Here is a 21857-nt window from a genome sequence, read left to right on the forward strand (position 1 = left end):
TCTTATGAGAATTTATCGTAAAAGACATTGTGTTGTTTGATTTCGTGCTTGTTCAATACTTTGATACACGCATTGATCATGCCTGGTGAACCACACAAATAAGCTTCAGCTTCAGTCAAGTCACCGGTCAAACGGTCAACCACATCCGTGATCAAACCCGTTTCACCTTGCCAATTGTCTTCTGGCAGTGGTTCAGACAACGCAGGGATATATTCGAAATTTGGGAATTCCTTTTGAAGTGCGTCGAACTCTTCAGTCATATACAAATCGCGTTTCGATTTTGCACCAAAGAAATATTTGACTTTACGGTTCATACCACGGTCTTTTAAGTAATACAAAATACTTCTGATCGGAGCTTTACCGGAACCACCAGCGATACAAATCATATCGCGATTGGATTGTTCTTGAAGGTAGAAATCACCAAATGGACCTGTTAAAGTGATCTTATCCCCTACTTGAAGGGCTTTGTGCACAAACGTAGTCGCTTTTCCATTTGGAACTTGGCGAATGATGAGTTCGATTTCTTCAGGATTGGCCGGATTGGATGCGATAGAATAAGCACGAATGACATCAATGCCGGGAACGACAATTTGTGCAAATTGACCCGGTTTAAAATTCATCACTTTTGGATTCAATAATTTAAATTTAACCAATTTGATGTCATAGGTTTGATCCGTGATGGAAACCACTTTGGTTTTATAGGATTTCGCATTGAGCAATTGCTTCGGGATTTCGATCTTCATGTCGTCCTTGACTTTGACTTGACAGGATAATCTCACGCCATTTTCTTTTTCAACAGGTGAAAGGAATGGTAATTCGGTGGGTTTAACTTCACCACCACCCTCAATTAAACGGAATTTACACGTACCACAGGTGGCTTTTCCACCACAAGCGGACGGTAAATAAATCTTTTGTTCTGATAATGTATTTAAAACGGTATCCTCATTTTTAACGGGCACGATGATTTCATCGTTGATCATAAGGATCTTTTCTTTACCGCCACCGAGTAACTTATCGACAACGATGAGTAATAGAGTAATGACGATCAATACCCCAACTAATATGATTGGTACAAATATGTTCATCATGATCCTCCTATATGCTTGCCAAGCCAGTTAAACCGATGAATGCCAACGCAAGGATGCCCAATAAGACAAACACAATGCCTTTACCTTTAAGCCCTTTTGGCACATCAGAATACTTCGCCATTTTTTCTCTTAATCCGGCAATCAACACGATGGCTAACATCCAACCTAAAGAAGAACCAAAGGAGAAGACCGCTGTTTCACTAAAGGTATATTCGCGGTTCACAAAGAAGAGCGAAACCGCCAAGACCACACAGTTTACGGTGATCAGTGGTAAGAAAATACCAAATGCATTGTATAGTTTAGGGACAAATTTTTCCATCAGTAATTCAAGGATTTGAACGGTAGCCGCGATGGTGATGATAAACACCAATAACGCCAAACTGGTGGTTTCGGTTTGTTTTAACAATTGGTAGATTGGATAGTTGATGATCCCTGTTAAGGTGACGACCAAAACAACCGCAATCCCCATGCCTTTTGCATTTTTAACGCTGGTAGATATCGCAATCAACGGACACATCCCTAAGATATAAACCAAAGCGATGTTGTGATTTAAGATGGTTGCGAAAAACAGTTCAATGAGTCTGTCCATCGATTACGCCTCACTTTCATAAAACTTCAGCCATTCACGAATGCCCCAAATAAATAAAGCAATCACGAAGAAGCCGCCGGGTGCTAAAGCCATGATCGACCAATTGGTAAAGGACGCGGGCATGACTCTAAATCCTAAAATGGTACCAAATGCTAGAGATTCACGAATAATGGAAACGACCACCAAGACAAAGGTATAACCCATACCAGCGGCGAACCCATCCACAAGTGAATATTTCACTGGGTTTTTCACTGCGTAGGCTTCAGCACGACCCATAACGATACAGTTGGTGATGATTAAGCCTACATACGCACCGAGTTGTGCAGCGATGTTTGGGAAATATGCCTCAAGTGTCATTTGAACCAAGATAACAAAGGTAGAAATGACCACCATGTAAGTAACCATTCTCAATTTGCCTGGAATCAATTTGCGTAAAGCAGAAATGAAGGCAGAAGATGCCATGACAACGAATGTCACGCCTAATCCCATCGCGATCGCATTTTCAACTTTGTTCGATACCGCTAAGGAAGAACAAATCCCCAAAACAGTAACGACTATCGGGTTATTGACGGAAATACCGTCTTTTAGGATATTAAACCACTTTTTATATTTAAGTCGAATGAGTTTCATAGTTTACACCCCCACGACATCCCATTTAGCCTTGTTAGCTGCATAGGTTGTATTTAGGATTTCCATAAATTTTTCAGAGGTTCTCGTGCCACCTGTGATGGCATCCACTTCATTAACCAAATTGTCTTCCTGACCATGTCGGATAATGATGTAAGGAGAAGCGGTTGCGAAAACGACGCCTTGATAAGTATCTAAATACCATCGTTCAGCCACAATACCACCTAAACCTGGGGTTTCGGATTGTTCAAGAATACTGATATTCACGACAGTTCTAAAATCACTTTCAAATGTGATAACCCCACGAATGGTTCCCCATACCCCACCACCTGAGAAGATGTAGGAGATTTGGCCTGTGCGATTGTCAATGTAAAAGGTATCTTCACCCTCATACTGAATCACTTGGATTTCATCTTCAAAAACGTCATGAATATTATTCAAGTTATAGCCAATATCATAGGCATCCAAAATGGCTGATTTAAGGCTCGCTTCTTTATTTAAAGCGATACGGTCTTTGGTGAGTAAATCCATACCGACCAATAACCCTGAAGTCACACCACCTAAGATGATGACGAATAATAACATACGGATGTATTGTTTCACGCTGCTACCTCCAAAGAAGGTTCTTTTTTATAACTATCGATCAATGGTGCGATGGCATTCATGATGACGATGGCAAATGCGGTACCTTCAGGATACGCACCTGCATCGGCACGAATGACCATGATGATGGCACCAATACCGATACCATAGATGAGTCGACCCCAACCAAATGTTGGCGCGGTCACTGGGTCGGTGGCTACAAAGAACGCACCAAATAGAACACTACCTACCAATAAGGATGCGACTGGGTCTCTGAATAAATCCGGGAATAAATATCCGCCCAACCAGTTGATGACAAAGACAGACCCCAGCATACCCAATGGGATGCGCCAATCGATGATTTTTAACACGACTAAAGCAATCCCCAATACCAAAATACCCAATCGGAAGGTTTCACCCAACGTACCAGGGACATTGCCCACGAGTAATTCCCATAAATTGTAAGCCAACGCATTGTTGTTGAGTTGGATGAGTGGGGTAGTAGAAGCTATCACATCGGTTTGAGGGTTCAACCATTGCGTGTTCAAATATCTTGGGAAAGAGATGGACACAAAGATATATCCGACGAGTGCGGGATTAAACACGTTTTTACCCAATCCACCAAATAGCGATTTAGCGAAGAATGTCCCAAACACACTACCTATGATGACGATCCATAATGGCACAGTTGGTGGCATAATCAACGCGAAAATCAATGGTGTGATCAGTAAACTGTAATCCAATGATTTTTTTCTCACTTTTGCAAAAACGAATTCAACCGAGGCTGATCCGAGGATTGCGACCAAAGCGATTAATAAGGCGTAAAGCCCAAAGATGATACTGGATGCGACCAGTAAAATGAGTAGGAAACCTGTATAAATGCCGAGGTTTCGCTTGCTTAAAACATCTAAATGACTAGATGCTTTCGCTGTTTCCATATAATATTCACCGCTTTCTAGGTTGAAGTATTGAACTTCAAACCTTCATATTTAACTGTATTGTATCATAGCGCTTTCAATAATGACAAATCGTTTGCACTGAAAACCGGGATAAAATGTATATGAATAAAAAAATAAACCTGCAGGTTTATTTTTAGAGTGCTTCAATATTGAATGCTAAATTTGTCAAAACGTTTCCATCATAGTTGAAAATACACATACTGCCATTATTTAATAATGTTTGAAAGTTATAAGACTGTGGGTCAGATAATATGAGTAGTGATTTGATGACGTGGGAATGTACTGATAACAAAATTGTTTTAGTTGGGTATTTTAAATAAATGGTTTGAATCGCCTGTTGGATGCGCTGTAATAAGGCTTCATCATGCTCATATCCATCGCATTTAAACCCTTTGACATAGATGATCGGCATCGTTTCATCCACAGACTTGCCTTCAAACACACCAAAGTTTCTTTCGATGAATAACGGTTCAATGACGACTGGTAACTTTATTTTCATGACATTTTGAATGATTTCAACTGTTTTTAAGGTTCGACCTAAAGGTGACGAAACAATGAGATCAAACACACTGTTTTGTTCTTTTAGAAAGTGTCCTAATTGAACTGCTTGAGTCTCTCCATTCGCATTGAGCGGGTTGTCTGACCAGCCTTGTACGATGCGATTTAAATTGTGATCGGTTTGTCCGTGTCGAATGGCGTAGATTATCATAAATTCGCTCCCTTGCCTATTATAACATAAACCATTTCTATATAAAAACGTTTCTATGATATAATGTTTTTACGAGGTGTTAATACGATGAGAATGTTAGATTTAATTACGAAAAAACGCGATGGCTATGCGTTAACGAAAGCCGAAATTGAGTTTATTGTGCATGGGTATACCCAAGGCAATATTCCGGATTATCAAATGTCATCCTTCTTGATGGCCACTTACTTTAATGGGATGACTGACCAAGAGTCTACCGATTTGGCCATCGCCATGATGCACAGCGGTGATACATTCAATTTAGACGATATTGATGGCATCAAAGTCGATAAGCATTCTACCGGTGGTGTGGGTGATAAAGTCACTTTGGTTTTGGGACCATTGGTTGCTGCTTGTGGTGCGAAATTTGCGAAAATGAGCGGACGTGGTTTAGGTCATACCGGTGGTACGTTGGATAAATTGGAATCCATTCCAGGTTACAATATTGTTTTGGATGAAGATGCCTTCAAAGCACAGGTCAATAAGATTGGTATTTCAGTCATTGGACAATCTAAAAATATTACCCCAGCGGATAAGAAAATGTACGCGTTACGCGACGTCACAGGAACTGTCCCTAGTATCCCATTAATCGCATCATCGATCATGTCTAAAAAGCTTGCTTCCGGTGCGGATGCAATTTGCCTAGACGTTAAAGTGGGTAATGGAGCATTCATGACCGATTTAGAAGAAGCGAAAAAATTAGCGATTTTAATGGTTCAAATTGGTAAATTGGCAGGTAAGAGTGTCAAAGCCATTTTGACCAACATGGACGAACCATTGGGCTTTGCAGTTGGTAATACATTGGAAGTCATCGAAGCGATTGAAACATTAAAAGGACAAGGTCCTAAAGACTTAGAGTCTGTTGTTTTAGAAATCGGTTCTTATTTATTAGAAGATGCGGGTATCGCATCCAAACAAGCAGCGATGGATTTATTAAAATCTAAACTTCACAATGGTGAAGCATTGAATAAATTGGTTGAACTTGTCAAAGCACAAGGTGGCGATGCATCCTTCATTTTAAACCCTGAAAAATTCGTTAAAGCCAGCCAAATCTTGCCATTAGTTGCAAAAGAAGATGGCTATATTGATTCGATGGTGACCATCGATATTGGCTTAGCAGCGGCCTTCTTAGGTGCTGGTCGTGAAACCGTGGATGGGATTATCGACCCTGCTGTAGGTATTGTATTTAAAAAGAAGATTGGTGATTATGTCCGTAAAGGTGATGTCATTTTAGAAGTGCATGCCAACCAAAAAGGTGTTCAAGAAGCGATGCAAACCTTAGAAAAATCCATCAAGATTGGACAACAAAAACATGAAGTTGTCTTGATTGAAGGCGTCATTTTATGAGTTACGCACTCATCACGGGTGGTGCGATCGGTTTAGGCAGAGCCTTTTCTGATTTATTGGCAGATCGAGGGTATGATATAATCATTACCTCACGTAGCTTAGACCATCTGGCAACCGCACAAAAAGAAATTCAAACCAAATATCGTGTCAAAGTACAAATATTTGTAGGCGATATTGCGAAATCAGAGTTTAGAGATAAACTCATCGAGTTTGTACAACCCTATGATATCGATTTATTGATTAATAATGCTGGTTTCGGTCATAATGACCTATTCATCGATGCGCCTTTGGATAAAGAATTCAACATGATCGATGTAAATATCAAAGCTTTACAACACTTAATGAAGTATTTTTATAGGTATTTCAAAGAAAAACAAGGCGGTAGAATCATCAATGTAAGTTCATTGGCTGGGTTTGTCCCAGGTGCTTATGCAGCTACCTATTATGCGTCAAAAGCCTATGTGACTAGTCTCACTAGAGCAGCGGCTTATGAAGCGAAAGTGACCAAAAGCAATGTTCAAATTCAAGCGTTATGCCCAGGGCCATTAAAAACACAATTTTTTGAAACCGCTGGCACAAATATCAAGTTTTACAAACGTGACCCTAAACTCGCTGCTCGAGCAGTTTTGGATGCGAAAAGGGTTATAGTTGTCCCAGGATTTAAAGAAAAAATTGCCCATGGTTTATTAAAAATCATGCCTGCAGGTTTATCGGTTAAGTTCGCAGGATTTGGCCAAAAAAGAAAGAAAATGCAATAAGCCTTTGGGTTTATTGTTTTTTTCTGAAATGGCTTTAGATTGCAAAAAAATCAGAAAAAAGATACAATATAAGTGAGGTTAAACTATGAAAACAGAAGATAAAAAAGGACTAGCCCCAAAAGAAGCTGAAAAGTTGAGAGAAAAACAATTAGGTCAACAAATCAGTAAATTTAAGGAAGCCGACAAAGAAGTTTTGAAAATTGAATATGAAGAATACGATGAAGATGAAGACTACGCTGTCATCGATTTGGAGATCAATCAAGAGAGCGATATTTATCAAAAGTTCACCATGTTAAGCCGACGTCGTATCAGTCAAGAAATCATGAATCACTTGGAAGAATATGCGAAATATGTCCCTTTATATAAACCTTTGTTGATTAACGTGACGAGACCAAACCAAACCATCGATGGTGACTTGTTAAAAACGATTGAACTAATGGTTGAGCGCAGTTTAACCAAACGGATCATTGATTTAACTGTTAATATTAAACAGATTAAAGTACTATCGACATTGATGGTTCTTTTTGGGCTAACTGCGATGCTTATTTCGATTTTATTGTCAGAACGATACCTCAATTTATTCATCATCAACGAGGTATTCTATATATCCAGTTGGGTTTTTGTATGGAAAGCAGTAGAAGGTTTTTTATTTGATTTACGTAAAACAACCGAACAAAAATATAAACTACTTCAAATCTATTCGGCAGATTATGTTTCAAAGATTTAAGTCATTTTCATTGTGTTTTGGATAATTTATGATAAACTAATTGTGTACTACGGGGAGCCGCAAGGCTGAGAGGAAGTATTTCGACCCGAATACCTGATCTGGATCATGCCAGCGGAGGAATAGTCACATCACTAGACATTCTTTTGGCATCCCAAAGGAATTTTTTATTTTTATAAGGAGAAATGTCTATGAATAAAGATTTAAGTAAATTAACAGAATCAGCGGTTTTAGTGGCGTTAGCGGTAGTCCTCGAATTGATTTCGAAAATGATTCCAATTTTACAAATGCCTTATGGTGGATCGGCTTCTTTAGCCATGTTCCCCATCTTCATTTTAAGCTATCGACATGGTTTGAAATGGGGTGTTCTATCCGGTTTCGTCTTCGGCATTATGAACTTTTTTATTGATGGTTATGCGTTTTTCTGGGGTTCATTCGTGTTTGACTATACGTTCGCCTTCGCAGCGATAGGTTTGGCTGGTTTATTCAGTAAAAAAGCACTGGATCAAAAGATCAGTGCCGTCTTGTTAGGGATTGTTTTGGGTTCATTTGTTCGTTTCATCATTCACACGTTGTCTGGGATTTTATTCTTCGCAGAATATGCTGGTGATCAAAATGTAATCCTATACTCAGTCACTTACAATGGTGGTTACATGCTGGCTTCGATGGCGCTTTGCTTATTGGTAGCTATCCCAACGTATAAGCGCTTGCTTATGAAAGACTTGGTATAATGATGTCATCGATGATTTTTAAGTAGTCGATGCGTGGATTAAAGCCAAATTTGATGGGATAAGCTAATGTTTTAAACGTCTCATAAGTGATTGATTTTCTACCGCCATTAATAGACGATAGATAATGTTCATAAAGCACATCAAATGGTAAATAATAGTATTCATTATACACAGAAAAATAGACAATCATGAAACCTATGCCACCAGCATCAACGATGCGTTTTAGGTGGATGATTTGATGTTCTGGGATGTTTTTTAAAGGAATCGACGTTTTTGAACTCGTTTCTTTCGCATCAAAGTCAATATAATAACCTTTATATACCCCATTGAAGTCTGTTGTCGATGGGGTTTTATAATACGCTTCCGTGATTTTGGCCTTATTGCGTGCAGGATAGCTGACCGTTACGACTTGTACAGGGGTAGGTTTTTTATAAATCACAGCCCGTTGTTTATCTAGATAAAACTGATTCGTCGCTTCGATATCGCCTTCTAAGGTCATCCCTAAGTTGGCGCGATTGATGAGTTTGGTTGTGGTTTTTTTCGGATTTGGATAGTTAATAGCCATAAAGATCACCTATTTGTATATTACCATAAATGGGGATTTTTTACTTTAAAACCGCAATCAGTCATAAATTTGTAAATGGTGTAATAAACTTGCTGAAATTTTGGTCTCCATGTTATAATTAATTAAACTTTAACGTTTCTAGTATCGAAAGGAAGTATTCTATGAGCTTAATTAAAATTTTCGCCTTAGGCGGTCTCGGTGAAAACGGGAAAAATATGTATTGTGTTGATGTGGATAATCAATTATTCATTTTAGATGCCGGGATTAAATACCCAACTTCTGAATTGTTTGGGGTCGATGAAATTGTACCAGATTATAAGGTATTAATCGACTTTTTACCAAAAATCAAAGGTTTTTTCATGACGCATGCCCATGAAGACCACATCGGTGCCTTATCACACATCTTAAAAGATATTAACGTGCCTGTGTACGCGACTAACTTCACCATGGAATTGATCAAAGACAACCTCAAAGAAGAGGGTTATGACTTAGAAAAGTTGAAACTCCATGTCATCAACCAAAATTCGATCATTAAATTTGATCATGTTAAAATCACATTTTTCACAACCACACACTCCATTCCTGAAAGTGTTGGGGTTGCTATCAATACGATTGATGGGTCAATCATTTACACATCCGATTATACCTTTGACCAAAGTGCTGACCCACGCTATCAAACCGATTTCAAGAAAATCAACGAATTGGCTGAAAAGAAAGTGCTCTGTTTACTGACGGAATCCCTTGGGTCAGGATTGGTTCTCAATGGATCCATTACCAAAGAGCTCGACCACGCCATCAATCAAGCGATTTCAAATGCGCCTGGACGTGTCATTGCGTCGCTGTTCTCATCCGACTTATTGAAAATTCAACGTGTTATTGACATCGCATTAAAACATAAAAAACGCATCGCCATCATCGGACGCCGTGCCCAACGCATCGTCGATATCGCGATTGAAATGAACTATTTAAATATTCCAAAAGAGTCTTTAATCGCACTACGATATATCGATGATAAAAACAAAAACGATGATAAAGACATTGTTGCGTTAGTCACCGGAAATCGTCATGAACCCTTCTTCATGTTACAACGCATGTGCAAAAAGGCAGACCGTTTAATTTACATCGATGAGAACGATTCTGTTTTGGTGGTCGCTTCTCCAATCCCAGGGACTGAAAAGATGGCAGCTAAAACCTTAGATATCTTGTATCGTACAGATGCGAAAGTGACTGTGATTGATAAAAAGATTCTAACCACATCACACGCCACAGCCGATGAAATCAAGATGATGATGAATATGCTTAAACCACGCTACATTTTACCGGTCATCGGTGAATACCGTATGCAATACGCTGTGCAAAAATTAGCGATGGAAATGGGTTATCAAAAAGACGATGTATTCTTAATGGATAATGGCGACGCACTGGTCTTTAAAGACGGTGAACCGGATGTCCAAAGAGCGCGTTTCCGCAGCGGCGACATCCTCATTGATGGGTCCGCGATTGGGGATGTCAATGACATTGTCATCCACGACCGTGAACTGTTATCCGAAGATGGCGTATTGCTGATCGTTGCGAACATCAATCCACGTTCCAAACGCATTTTGGGTGAGATTGAAATCGTCACCAAAGGCTTTGTTTACGTCAAAGAATCCGAACAACTTTTAAAAGAAGTCAAAGATTTATTCATCAAAGCCTGCGACAAACACCTTAAAGGCAAATACATCAATTGGAATGAACTCAAAACCAATGTTAGGGAAGACATCAATAAGTTTTTATACAAAGAAACCAAACGCAGTCCAATCACCATCCCTGTGATTATTGCGACGGAAATATAATATGTTTAATAAAATACTCTATGGGGTTGTGACCCTAATCTTAGTGGTTGTGATTTATATTTCTTCACTGCTAGGCATCATTTATGAACGTCAAGCCATTTTATTAGAACAACTGATCGATGAATCAATAGAAGAACGTGATTTTACCAAATACATCAAGTATTCATCCTTGTATTATAATGAATTGACACCGACGACCATCAATGACCACGACGACTATTTAGTTACCTATTTCCAAACGGTTGAAACCAATCGTGAAGGTAAAACCATCAGTCAATTGATTGTCTTTGTCATGGCAAATAATGAAGTCACGATGAGCGATACTGAAAAAAATGAAGCGGATCAAACCCGCATGGAAGTCTGGTCTGGTACGAATAAAGTATATTCTACCAAAGACGATGACATTTATAAAGATTTCGCCATCAGCTGGGGTTTGAAAGAACAATCATTTTATTACTATAACTTCTTAATTGAAGACAACCAATTTGATGTGAAACTATTTGATTATACAGGGTTTGTCATTGAAATTGCATCCATCGATACACCAGTAGTGGACTTGAGTGATGAAGATGCCATCCGCGATGCTGGGTTCTTAACCTCTTACACTGTGGATGAAATTGAAGTGATGTTAAAGATTGAAGACCATGTATGGAAAATCTATTTGTACATTGGTATTTTTATGGTGATTGATATCGCTTTCGCCTTCTTTATTTTCAGAAAAAAATCAGCGTAAAAGATATGAAAACGACCTGTACGGGTCGTTTTTTACTATGTAAACCCTTTGAATATAAAGATTCTAGTGTTTGGATATGCTGAATTTAAACTTAGACACACTGAAATTAAATGCTTGAAACCCTTTACAATTTTTTTTTGTACGCTATAATGGAAAGTAAGGAAACCGATTTCCAAACAGCGCGAGGTGTCACATGGGAACGATTAATAAATACAATTTAAAGGGATTCAATGGGTACTATTTCCCGCTTTTCAATAAGACGGGATTCATGTCATATGTCACGCCAACACTCTCAGGCGATATCAAATTAGACTATCATCATTATGTCACTGAACCTTTCTCGGAAAAAGATTTGGTCAACAGTCTTTTTTCGCGTAATATCATTTTTAGTGTCGATGGCAAATCATACCATCTAAACGGCAATACTGCTTTACAACAAAATGATTCGATTGATTTGGAAGTAGGTCCACTTTATCAAATCGTCACACGTAAAAATAAGGCACATCAAATCGAAATCACGTCATTTATTGTGAATGATGAACCGATTGAAGTCCATCAAGTGGTTTTCACCAATCTTAAAAAATCTGCCGTAGAACTGAAGGTTTTAACGGCATCACCGTTATATGGTAGAAGTGCAGATAATCTTCGAGACCACCGTCATGTAACATCTTTATTGAATCGTGTTTGGGTGAAAGACCATTTAATTCAACTCAATCCAACATTGTCATTTGATGAACGTGGTCATAAACCCAATGATGTTTTTTATGGTTTTCATGCGAAATCAGAGGATTTAAAGATTGAAGCGTATTATCCTTCATTAGATGAATTCATTGGTAACGGCAATTTACTATTCCCAAAACCACGTCAAGCATCCAATGTTGGTGACTGTGTCGAAGGCTATGAAGCCATGGGTGGTATACAATTTGAGACCGTCAACGTTCTACCAAATGCATCAGTTACACTTTACATGGGTTTTTCTGCGAGTTATGAAGATGAACTGGCAAGCTTGAATCGATTCTTAAACAAAAAAGCATTTAACCAAGCTTTCGAAGCCTCTAAAACGTACTGGCTCGATGAAGTATCGAGACTCCAATTTACTTACGGCAGTGCTTCTAAAACCGCTTTACTCGATATGGTTGCTATCCAACCCATTCTCAGACGTTTCTTTGGCAATTCCTATATGCCACACCATGACTATGGTAAAGGCGGTAAGGGATGGCGTGATCTATGGCAAGATTTATTGTCATTAATCATGTACAATGACCCAACCGTCAAAGAATCCTTAGTCAATAACTTCGCTGGTATTCGTATCGATGGTTCTAACGCAACCATCATTGGATCCAAAAAAGGTGAGTTTAAAGCCGATCGAAACAACATCGTGCGTGTTTGGAGCGACCACGGTGCGTGGCCACTCATCACCACACTCATGTATGTGCATGAAACCGGGGATTTGGACTTCTTGTGGATCAATACCCCTTATTTCGACGATCAATTCACACATTACACCAAACAAACCAAACAAAACTTCCCTAAAGATTACGTCTTAAGGGTTAACAATCAACCTTATCAAGGCACCATTTACGAACACTTACTTCTAGAAAACGTGGTCGCGGCACTGAATATTGGTGAACAAGGTTTTATCAAACTAGAGGATGCTGACTGGAACGATGGTCTCGATATGGCAACCAAACGAGGGGAAACATTGGCGTTCACCCATTTCTACGCGAATAACCTCCGTATGTTGGCTGAAATTTTAGAAGTTTCCAATCAACCTCAAATTACCTTATTCAAATCCTTGGCTGAACTCAGCTTGAATGTCCATAAACATGCGAATTTAGAAAGATTCTTTGATGATGTTCGTCAGTTCCATGGAGAAGTTGTATCTGCGGATACACAAGCATTGATTCGTGCCCTCAAAGCGAAAGCCAAAGCCATGATTAAACACTTAGAATCCTTTGGGGTTCATCCGAATGGGGCATTACAATCCTATATTGATAATGATGGTTTATTCTTAGACCGTAAAGATACGTTGTCCTTAACTGGTCAAGCCATGGCATTATTGTCTGAAACTGTATCTAAAAAACGAGCAGCGCGTATCGCCATCGAAACGAAGAAAGCTTTATTTGACGCCAACATTGGTGGTTATAAACTCAATTCCAATTTCAATGAAGTCAAACTCAACATGGGTAGAGCCTATGGTTTTGCTTATGGCCATAAAGAAAACGGCGCTGTGTTCTCACACATGGCTGTGATGTATGCCTATGGGTTATACCAATATGATTTGGTAGCCTATGGTCATCAAGCCATCAACGCACTCATGAACCGCGCGATACACAAGGATGCGAATATGCTGGCAGGTATCCCTGAGTACTTCACACCTAAAGGGGAAGGTAAGTACAGTTATTTAACAGGTTCCGCTTCTTGGCTATTGAAATTGCTTAGGACGGAAGTCTTTGGTATTCAAATGCATTTAGGTACACTCACCCTCCATCCAAAACTCATGAAATCCGATTTCATCGATGGTAAAGCTTCGATTGAAACTTATTTGTTTGGACAAAAGAGACGTATTACCTATCATAACCCTAAAGGCTTGTCCTATGGTAAATACGAGATTAGAAGCATCCACATGAACCAACGTTTGGTACCAAACTACTTTGTTGAACTCGAAGGCGATTTGGAGGTGCTTTTAGATGAAAGGTATTGAAATCCATCAATTTAATGGCATTGGGTATCAAAAATTATTTCATTTTCAATCTTGGCGCATAGCGATACTCAATTATATCGATGAATTGTTGCCGGAAAACATCCATCGTTTTCAAGCCCATAATTTAACCGATGAGGCTTTTGTGTTACTCGAAGGTGCTTGTACATTATTCATCTATGAAGATGATCAAATCGTGCCTATCCACATGGAAAAGCATCAAATTTATAACATTAAAAAAGGGGTATTTCATTCACATACCCTATCTAAAACATGCAAATTATTGATCATTGAAGAAGAAAATACATCGGATGATAATTCACCGATGATGTACTTAACATTAGAACAACGCAATCAATTGGTTGCATTAGCGAGGTTAAATCATGGCTTATAAATTATTGTGGCAAGACGTTTTTAATCAAGATGGTAAACCCGATGAATCGATTTGGGTCTATGAAACGGGTGGTCACGGTTTTGGTAATGGGGAAGCTCAGTACTATACCGACCGTCTCGAAAATGCGTTTGTCAAAGATGGGATTTTGAATATTGTTGCATACAAAGAAGATTATCAAAAGAACCACTATACCTCTGCGAAACTGACGACTTATGGAAAAAAATCCATTTTATTTGGGCGTGTTGAGGTATCCGCTAAACTCCCTTTGGGTCATGGCACTTGGCCAGCCATATGGTTATTATCTGACGCATTTAAAGCAGGTACATCTTGGCCACTTTGTGGTGAAATTGATTTGATGGAACACGTGGGACATCACCCTGGGTTCGTTCATTTCTCATTACATTCTAAAAGTTATAACCATTTAAATCACCTTCAACCTACCCACATCGTTGAAGATATGAATCTCACCGAAGGGTTCCATGAGTATGCATTTGAATGGGATGAAACAGAATTGCGTTTCTTCATTGATCAAAAACACCATGTCACCTTCCATAAAGGGGATGAACATCGATTGACAGATATTGGCGGTTGGCCATTCCATCAGCCATTCTACCTTATATTGAATTTAGCCTTGGGCGGTTGGTGGGGCGGTAAAATCGATGATTCGATATTTCCTGTCACCATGCAATTCAAATACGTCAAAGTATACGAAAGGATTGGATAGTTTTGAAAAGAACCATTTATACGATTGCTTCAGAGCTTGGCTTATCCCCTGGTACCATTTCGAAAGTCATCAATCGTACCGGGAACGTCTCTGAGGAAACCCGTGAACGTGTCCTAGCCCACATCAAAGAAGTTGGGTATGTACCGGTTACGTCAGCACGCATGTTAAAATCCAAACGCAGCTATACCATTGGTGTCGTCTTTTCTGAAGATCTACACATTGGTCTAGAACACCCGTTCTTTTCCTCCATTCTTCAACATTTTAAAAACTATGTTGAGAATGAAGGCTATGAATTGTCTTTTATTGTGTCTAAATTAGGCAATAACCGTATGAGTTATTATGAATGGTGTATGAATAAAAAAGTCGATGGGGTTTACATTGTGGTCGGTGACTATGGCGATGAAGGGCTATATGAACTCGCGAAGAAGCATATCCCATGCGTTTCCACCGATATCCTCATTCCGGGTATCCATTCCATCATTTCAGACAATATCATGGGTATTCAAGTGAGTTTAGATCATTTATATCATACCAATCGGTTAAAATCTGTTGGTCTAATTGCAGGACCACAACAATCCAAAGCTTTTTTTGAACGTTATGAAGCGTTTAAAGCATATCACGCTGAACATCAGTTGCCGATTCGACCAGAACATGTCGTATTCGCAGAATCATTTGGGTTCACCTCGGGGTATCAGGCCGCATTAAAACTGATTGAAAACCCACTACCCGAAGGCTTATTGGTTGGTTCAGATGATATTGCTTTAGGTGTCCTTAAAGCATTCAAAGATAAAGGCATTCGAATTCCACAAGACATCCAAATCATCGGATACGATGATATCGCATTCGCAAAACACTTCACACCTGCCTTAACCACTGTAAAACAGGACCGTGAATTGATCGCCACCACAGCAGCGAAGAAGCTTTTACAACTGATCAATAATCCGAACATAAAAGTCGAAGAAGTGATTCGAATACCAGTAGAACTGGTGCTTCGAGATACGACTCGATAAAACAGAAACAAAAATGCTTGTAAACGATTACACATTGTGATATTATAATTATATGGAAAGTGAGAAACCGATTTCCTAAAATATGTAAGCGTTTTTAATAAAGGTGGCACAGGGTGCACCCTTTAATTGTTAAATTAAGAAACCGATTTCCGGAGGACAAAATGAAGTCGAATCAACACACCACTTTCATTCAAAAGAATTATCAAAAACAAAAACCATTCTCATCTTTTTTACCGGGGATTGCAGGTAAAAAGGGGATTCCATTATGGAGTTTTTATGTAAATAGAGGTCAAGTCATCACCAGTTTTGGTCGACGTGACAAGAATGGTGCAATCTTAGAGTTTTTCCCAGCCAACGCGGCTTATATGTACACCAAAACGATTGGATTTAGAACATTCATTCGTGTCGACGGGATCATCTATGAATTTTTCAAAGAAGATGGTCTAAATCAAACGCTTTATGTTGAACGCGATTCGGTGTCTATTTCAGAAGTCAATGAAGCCATTCAGGTCAAAGTGACGGTTAAATACTTCACCTTACCAAATGAAAAGATTGGCGCACTCGTTCGAAAAGTAACCTTTGAAAACTTATCCTTATCCAAGAAACACATAGAAGTCTTGGATGGATTGACACAAATATTGCCTTCAGGGATTGATTACGGCGGTTTCAAAGCCATTTCAAACCTATTACAATCTTGGATGGATGTCGATTTTAATCCAGGCTATGCATTTTATAAATTAAGAGCATCTACAGGTGACTCGGCAGAAGTCAGTGAAGTCACCGATGGTAATTTCTACATATCTAAATTAGAAAACGAAACCGTGAAGATCATCGCGGATACAAAATTGGTATTTGATACCGATACATCATTCTCTAAACCTTATGGCTTTATGTACCATGGGTATGACGCATTCAAAGATAAACCTCAAGTCGTTGTAAACCAAGTACCGTGTGCTTTCAGTTTATTTGCATGCGAGCTAGACAAAGTCGTGACATTGAATACCTTGGTTGGTTATACATCCGATAAAAATTTACTCGACGAATACGTCGAAAAACTCAATACCAGTTATCTCATGTCAAAAGACAAAGAGAACAATGAGTTACACCGTGAATTAACCAGTGCCATTGATACCGAAACGGCAGAACCACTGTTTGATGCGTATTTAAAACAATGTTACTTAGATAACTTGTTGCGTGGTGGTGAACCGTTCCCGATTGAAACCAAATCAGGGGTAGCCAGCTATCACTTATTCAGTCGCAAACATGGTGACTTAGAAAGAGATTATAATTTCTTCGTCATTGAACCTGAGTATTATTCTCAAGGCAATGGTAACTTTAGAGACGTTTTACAAAACAGACGCAGTGATACCTTATTCCATAGTTTCGTTAAGGACCACAACCTATGGCACTTCGCTTCATTGATCAGCGCTGATGGTTATAACCCATTATCGATTGAAGGTATTCAATTCGAATATCAAGGTAAAGTCGTTTATAAGGGACTGGATGGTTTCATTGAAAAACCATTTACCCCAGGTTCGATTTATAAAAAGTTAATCGACCTTGGTTATGATGATGAACAAGCTGAAAATACAATGAAGGTGATTTTAAAAGAATCTACCCCAAACATCAAAGCAAGTTTCGGTGAAGGTTATTGGAATGACCACTTCACTTACATCTATGATTTGATTGAAGGATATCTCGATATTTATCCTGAAACAGAACAAGCGTTGTTGTTTGAAAAGAAAGTGTATCGTTTCTTTGATAACCATACCGATGTCTTACCGAGAAGTGAAAAGACCGTTTTAACCAAAGATGGTAAAGTTAGACAATATGGCGCACTTGCACATCATCATGGGCATTCAGACTGGTTACTCATTCAAAATAAACCGGTTGAAGTCACTTTAGCGTCTAAACTGCTCACCCTTGTATTGAATAAATATGGATTATTAGACCCCGCTGGTATTGGTTTATCGTATGACGCGAACAAACCTGGCTGGAACGACGCGATGAATGGTTTACCTGGTTTGTTCGGTTCAGGCGTTTCTGAGATGTTTGAATTAAAGCGTTTAAACCAATATGTCTTGAATGCTTTCAAACAACATCCAGCGAACCACATCGAAGTATTGACACCTCTGGTTGATTTAATTCGTGCCTATGAATCGCTCCAAGGCGAAGGCCACCAACTTTGGGATCAAAGAACCACCGCATTAGAAACCTATCGTGAAGCTTTAAAACAACCATTATCGTTAAGCTGGATCGATACCAAAGCCGCTGTTCGTGTATTAGAAAGAATTCAAGCGGATTTGGAAGTTGCAGAAAGAAGAGCCCATGAGATTGACCCAGTATACCCAACCTACCTCACTTATGAAGCGGTTAGATATGAGCCCATTTTAGACAATGGTCAACCTAAGATTGGTAATTACAAACTACCATTGGTTAAAGTACTCGAGTTTAAGATGAACCCAATCCCGGCATTCTTAGAAGCACCTGCACGTTATTTAAAACAAACCAAAGATGTCGCACAAGCTAGAGCCTTATATCAAACGATTAAAGGTACGGAATTGTATGATGCTAAGATGAAGTTCTATCAAACCAGTGTTTCACTCGATGCGTATTCCAATGAGATTGGACGTATCCGTGCATTCACCAAGGGTTGGTTAGAAAGAGAATCGAACTTCTTGCACATGACTTATAAGTATTTGCTCGGGTTGTTAAAAGCTGGTCTTTATGATGAGTTCTACAATGAAATGGATACCAATATGGTTTGCTTCATGGACCCAGAGGTCTATGGCCGCTCACCACTTGAAAACTCCAGTTTCATCGCCACCTCAACCAACCCAGATCCGAAAAAGCATGGTCAAGGGTTCGTATCTAGATTGTCTGGTTCAACCGCGGAAATGTTGTCGATGTATAAAGAGATGTTTATCGGTAAACACCCATTCACCGTTGTCGACAATCAATTGGTTCTATCATTCAAGCCAGTCTTGAACAAACGATTCTTTAAAGAAGGCAAAGTATCCTTTAAATTCTTTAATACAAAAGTCACTTATATCAACCCACTCGGATTGAATACGTATGACAAAGCAGCACGCATCACCGATATTGAAGTCATCGATGCATTCGGTTCACACTGGATCAAAGGTGATCAATTGACCCAATTGGCATCAAATGTTCGCTCCGGCGGCATTGATCAAATAAATGTATACATAAATAGGGAGGAAGCCAAATGAAAAAAACATTTATGTTGTTAGTATTAACGGTTTTAAGTGTTGTAGCATTGGTCGCTTGTCAAGAAGAAGCCAAGTTGACTAAGATTACGTTCACAGGCGTAACCGACGTTACAGACATCGCTTACGGTACAGAATTCAACGTTCTTACCGGTGTTAAAGCGATTGGTGACGATAACAAAGATTATACAGACAAAATCACTGTACAATCGGTTGCGACCATTTCAGAATCAGGCGTTTTAGATACCCAAGCCGTGGGTGTTGCAGCAGTTAAATATGTCGTAACTGTCGGCAATGTTACCGGTGAAAAATGGCGTTATCTAACCGTATTAAACCCAACTGCAGTTGAAGGCGAAATGCTTATCAACGGAGACTTCTCCGGTGGTACAGGAGGATGGACTGACCCGAATGTCAACTACATCGCAGATGGCGCAGAAATGACCATTTCTGCTGAAGATGGTGCTTTAAAAGTAGAAGTTGTTGCAGGTGCCAACGTTTATACCCCTCGTTTCGGACAAATGAACGTGCCATTTGAACTCAACAAAACTTACCAAGTATCCTTCAGAGCGAAATCATCTGTTGAAAAGACCATTAACCTACAAGTTGGTGAATTGTTAACCTCATCTCCTTGGTTTACAGATTTCAAACCTGGTCAAACTGAAAATAGATTAATTACCACTGAATGGGCAACTTATTCTTACAAGTTCACTCACAAGTTAGACAACAAACGTGGTGGTATCTTATTTGAATTAGGTAAATTAGGTAACGATCAAATCAACGCAACTATGTGGTTTGATGACATTGAAATTACCGAATCTACACCAGATGCAGACACAGTAGCACCTACATTCTCAGGCTTAACCGCTGAAAGATCCGTACTTATTGGTGCATCATTCGACCCACTAGCTGGCGTTACCGCATTTGACGTTGTTGACGGTGATGTTACTGACAATATCGTTGTTGTCATTAAAGACGCTTCACAAGCTGTTGTTACTGCAGTAGATACTTCAGTTGAAGGCACATTCACATTAGAATATGCGATTGAAGACGAAGCTGGCAATGAAGCAACCTTCACAGTTACCTTATCCGTATTAGGTATGTTATTCTCTGAAACAAACGTTCTTAAGAATGGTGACTTCGCAGCACCAATCAATGAAACCACACCAGAATGGACCACATGGGGTCAAGACTGGGGTAATGTCGCTGTATTTACAGGTTCTATCGTAGATGGCGCTTACCAAATGGACATTACAAATCCTGGTGATGCAGGTACTTGGTCTGTTCAATTCGTTCAAAAAGTTGATCTCGTTGAAGGTGTCACATACCGTGCGTCCTTTGATGTGAAATCTTCTGTAGCAAGAGACATTGACTTTGTGGTTACTCAAGACGTTACTTATTATGAACACTTCAAACAAGCTGGTATTCAATTAACCACTGAATTCCAAACATTCCAATATGTATTTACAGTCGATAAGACCACTGATAATACGAAGTTTGAATTTGATTTAGGTGCTACACCAAACGCTGCACCTTCAATCATTACTTTTGATAACATTAAGTTACAAGAAGCAGTGTTAGATCCACTACTAGTCAATACAGAATTTGACGCCCTTGGATGGCAAGGTTTCTACAACGATTGGGAAGGCTCAATGGCATCTCTATCTGTTGTTAATGGCGAATTCAAGTATTCATTGACTAAGTATACCAATGGTTCTGCAGGTTACTTACTACAATTAATCTATGGTACTAAATTAGTCCTTGAACCAAACACAACTTATACATTCACATTCGATGCATATGCATCTAAAGATTTAACATTGAACCCATTCTTCACTCAAGGGGATGCTGCTGGTTGGAACAATATCGTTACTTCCGGTACAGTCGCAATCACAACCACTAAGGCTACTTATACTGTGACTGCAACTACAGGTGAAGGCGTTGCGTTACCATTCGAACTTAAGTTTGAATTCGGTACACAATTCGCACCGTTTGAATCTGGTGATGAATACATTATGTGGGATAACCTATCCTTCAAGAAGGCTGAAGGCCCTGAATTATTAATGAATGGTTCTGCACAAGAAGTCTTACAATGGACTTATGACAACTCCGGTGGTGCTACTGGTAACATGCAATTAGTTGATGGTAAAGCTGTTGTTACAGTTGAAACCTTAGGCGCAGCATATCAACCTCATATGTACCAAATGCTTTCTGGCTTAAAAGCTGGTAACTACATGCTTAAAGTGGTTGTTAGTTCTTCAGTTGCTAGAGACCTTAGAGTAAACTTTGTAGTTCCTGCATGGGGTTATTCATCCATTATCCCTGGTGGATCACATGATTTCGCAGTTGAAGTAGACACTGAAAAAGTCGTTTACGTGCCATTCACAGTCGCTAATGACATCACTGATCAAGTGAAGTTTGAATTTGACTTTGGTACACTTGGTGGCGAACTCATCAGCTTACCTGGTACATTCACCATTTCTGAAATTCTACTTTACCAAGTCATAGCATAGGAGATATC

The 21857-nt window shown here is 39.3% G+C and carries 19 protein-coding genes and 1 riboswitch; of the genes, 12 read left to right on the plus strand and 7 right to left on the minus strand.

Annotated features, from left to right (window positions below; genetic code table 11):
• Positions 1 to 2 precede the first annotated feature (2 nt).
• From N7548_RS04845 to N7548_RS04870, 6 genes are all read right to left on the minus strand, one after another.
• Positions 3 to 1085, minus strand: coding sequence for an NADH:ubiquinone reductase (Na(+)-transporting) subunit F (locus N7548_RS04845; protein ID WP_263608333.1), 1083 nt, complete (start codon positions 1083 to 1085; stop codon positions 3 to 5).
• Between the two features lie 10 nt (positions 1086 to 1095).
• On the minus strand, positions 1096 to 1677 hold the full coding sequence (locus tag N7548_RS04850; RefSeq protein WP_263608334.1) for an Rnf-Nqr domain containing protein: 582 nt from the start codon (positions 1675 to 1677) through the stop codon (positions 1096 to 1098).
• A 3-nt stretch (positions 1678 to 1680) separates the two neighbouring features.
• Complete coding sequence (locus N7548_RS04855) at positions 1681 to 2307, minus strand: Rnf-Nqr domain containing protein (protein ID WP_263608335.1); 627 nt, start codon at positions 2305 to 2307, stop codon at positions 1681 to 1683.
• 3 nt (positions 2308 to 2310) lie between these two features.
• Entirely contained in the window at positions 2311 to 2907 is a 597-nt protein-coding gene (locus tag N7548_RS04860) for an RnfABCDGE type electron transport complex subunit G (RefSeq protein ID WP_263608336.1), read from the minus strand.
• Positions 2904 to 3824 (minus strand): RnfABCDGE type electron transport complex subunit D, encoded by a 921-nt coding sequence (locus N7548_RS04865; RefSeq protein ID WP_263608337.1) that lies wholly within the window; start codon positions 3822 to 3824, stop codon positions 2904 to 2906. Before N7548_RS04865 ends, N7548_RS04860 begins: the two co-directional genes overlap by 4 nt.
• Positions 3825 to 3978: 154 nt before the next feature.
• A complete protein-coding gene (locus N7548_RS04870) occupies positions 3979 to 4554 on the minus strand; it encodes a histidine phosphatase family protein (RefSeq protein WP_263608338.1) in 576 nt (191 codons plus the stop codon).
• A gap of 87 nt (positions 4555 to 4641) precedes the next feature.
• Here N7548_RS04870 and N7548_RS04875 point away from each other — a divergent pair, with 87 nt between their 5' ends.
• The 4 genes from N7548_RS04875 (at position 4642) to thiT (ending at position 8150) form a co-directional block, all read left to right on the plus strand.
• Positions 4642 to 5937 (plus strand): pyrimidine-nucleoside phosphorylase, encoded by a 1296-nt coding sequence (locus N7548_RS04875; RefSeq protein ID WP_263608339.1) that lies wholly within the window; start codon positions 4642 to 4644, stop codon positions 5935 to 5937.
• Positions 5934 to 6695: an SDR family NAD(P)-dependent oxidoreductase gene (locus N7548_RS04880; RefSeq protein WP_263608340.1), complete on the plus strand. Its 762-nt coding sequence runs from the start codon at positions 5934 to 5936 to the stop codon at positions 6693 to 6695. The genes N7548_RS04875 and N7548_RS04880 overlap by 4 nt, the downstream gene beginning before the upstream one ends.
• Before the next feature lie 85 nt (positions 6696 to 6780).
• Positions 6781 to 7422: a hypothetical protein gene (locus N7548_RS04885; RefSeq protein ID WP_263608341.1), complete on the plus strand. Its 642-nt coding sequence runs from the start codon at positions 6781 to 6783 to the stop codon at positions 7420 to 7422.
• A 40-nt stretch (positions 7423 to 7462) separates the two neighbouring features.
• Positions 7463 to 7559, plus strand: a riboswitch (TPP riboswitch).
• 51 nt (positions 7560 to 7610) lie between these two features.
• Entirely contained in the window at positions 7611 to 8150 is a 540-nt protein-coding gene (gene thiT, locus N7548_RS04890; protein WP_263608342.1) for an energy-coupled thiamine transporter ThiT, read from the plus strand.
• Here thiT and recU read toward each other — a convergent pair.
• Complete coding sequence (gene recU, locus N7548_RS04895) at positions 8131 to 8715, minus strand: Holliday junction resolvase RecU (RefSeq protein WP_263608343.1); 585 nt, start codon at positions 8713 to 8715, stop codon at positions 8131 to 8133. The genes thiT and recU overlap by 20 nt on opposite strands.
• A 161-nt stretch (positions 8716 to 8876) precedes the next feature.
• Here recU and N7548_RS04900 point away from each other — a divergent pair, with 161 nt between their 5' ends.
• The 8 genes from N7548_RS04900 to N7548_RS04935 all read left to right on the plus strand — a co-directional run bounded on the left by N7548_RS04900 (position 8877) and on the right by N7548_RS04935 (position 21849).
• Positions 8877 to 10550: a ribonuclease J gene (locus tag N7548_RS04900; RefSeq protein ID WP_263608344.1), complete on the plus strand. Its 1674-nt coding sequence runs from the start codon at positions 8877 to 8879 to the stop codon at positions 10548 to 10550.
• Between the two features lies 1 nt (position 10551).
• Positions 10552 to 11283 carry a hypothetical protein gene (locus N7548_RS04905; RefSeq protein ID WP_263608345.1) on the plus strand — a complete coding sequence of 244 codons (732 nt, stop codon included), beginning with the start codon at positions 10552 to 10554 and terminating at the stop codon, positions 11281 to 11283.
• Between the two features lie 193 nt (positions 11284 to 11476).
• Positions 11477 to 13987, plus strand: coding sequence for a GH36-type glycosyl hydrolase domain-containing protein (locus N7548_RS04910; RefSeq protein ID WP_263608346.1), 2511 nt, complete (start codon positions 11477 to 11479; stop codon positions 13985 to 13987).
• Positions 13974 to 14378, plus strand: a complete 405-nt coding sequence (locus tag N7548_RS04915) for a cupin domain-containing protein (RefSeq protein ID WP_263608347.1) — start codon at positions 13974 to 13976, stop codon at positions 14376 to 14378. The genes N7548_RS04910 and N7548_RS04915 overlap by 14 nt, the downstream gene beginning before the upstream one ends.
• Positions 14368 to 15102 (plus strand): glycoside hydrolase family 16 protein, encoded by a 735-nt coding sequence (locus tag N7548_RS04920; RefSeq protein WP_263608348.1) that lies wholly within the window; start codon positions 14368 to 14370, stop codon positions 15100 to 15102. Before N7548_RS04915 ends, N7548_RS04920 begins: the two co-directional genes overlap by 11 nt.
• A 2-nt stretch (positions 15103 to 15104) precedes the next feature.
• Positions 15105 to 16112 carry a LacI family DNA-binding transcriptional regulator gene (locus tag N7548_RS04925; protein ID WP_263608349.1) on the plus strand — a complete coding sequence of 336 codons (1008 nt, stop codon included), beginning with the start codon at positions 15105 to 15107 and terminating at the stop codon, positions 16110 to 16112.
• A gap of 161 nt (positions 16113 to 16273) precedes the next feature.
• Entirely contained in the window at positions 16274 to 19342 is a 3069-nt protein-coding gene (locus tag N7548_RS04930) for a hypothetical protein (RefSeq protein ID WP_263608350.1), read from the plus strand.
• The gene (locus N7548_RS04935) at positions 19339 to 21849 is read left to right on the plus strand and encodes a carbohydrate binding domain-containing protein (protein WP_263608351.1); all 2511 of its coding nucleotides are present in this window, start codon (positions 19339 to 19341) and stop codon (positions 21847 to 21849) included. Before N7548_RS04930 ends, N7548_RS04935 begins: the two co-directional genes overlap by 4 nt.
• The last annotated feature ends 8 nt before the right edge of the window (positions 21850 to 21857 follow it).

Origin of the sequence: Paracholeplasma manati, assembly GCF_025742995.1 — a bacterium.
Classification (GTDB): Bacteria; Bacillota_I; Bacilli_A; order Acholeplasmatales; family UBA5453; genus Paracholeplasma; species Paracholeplasma manati.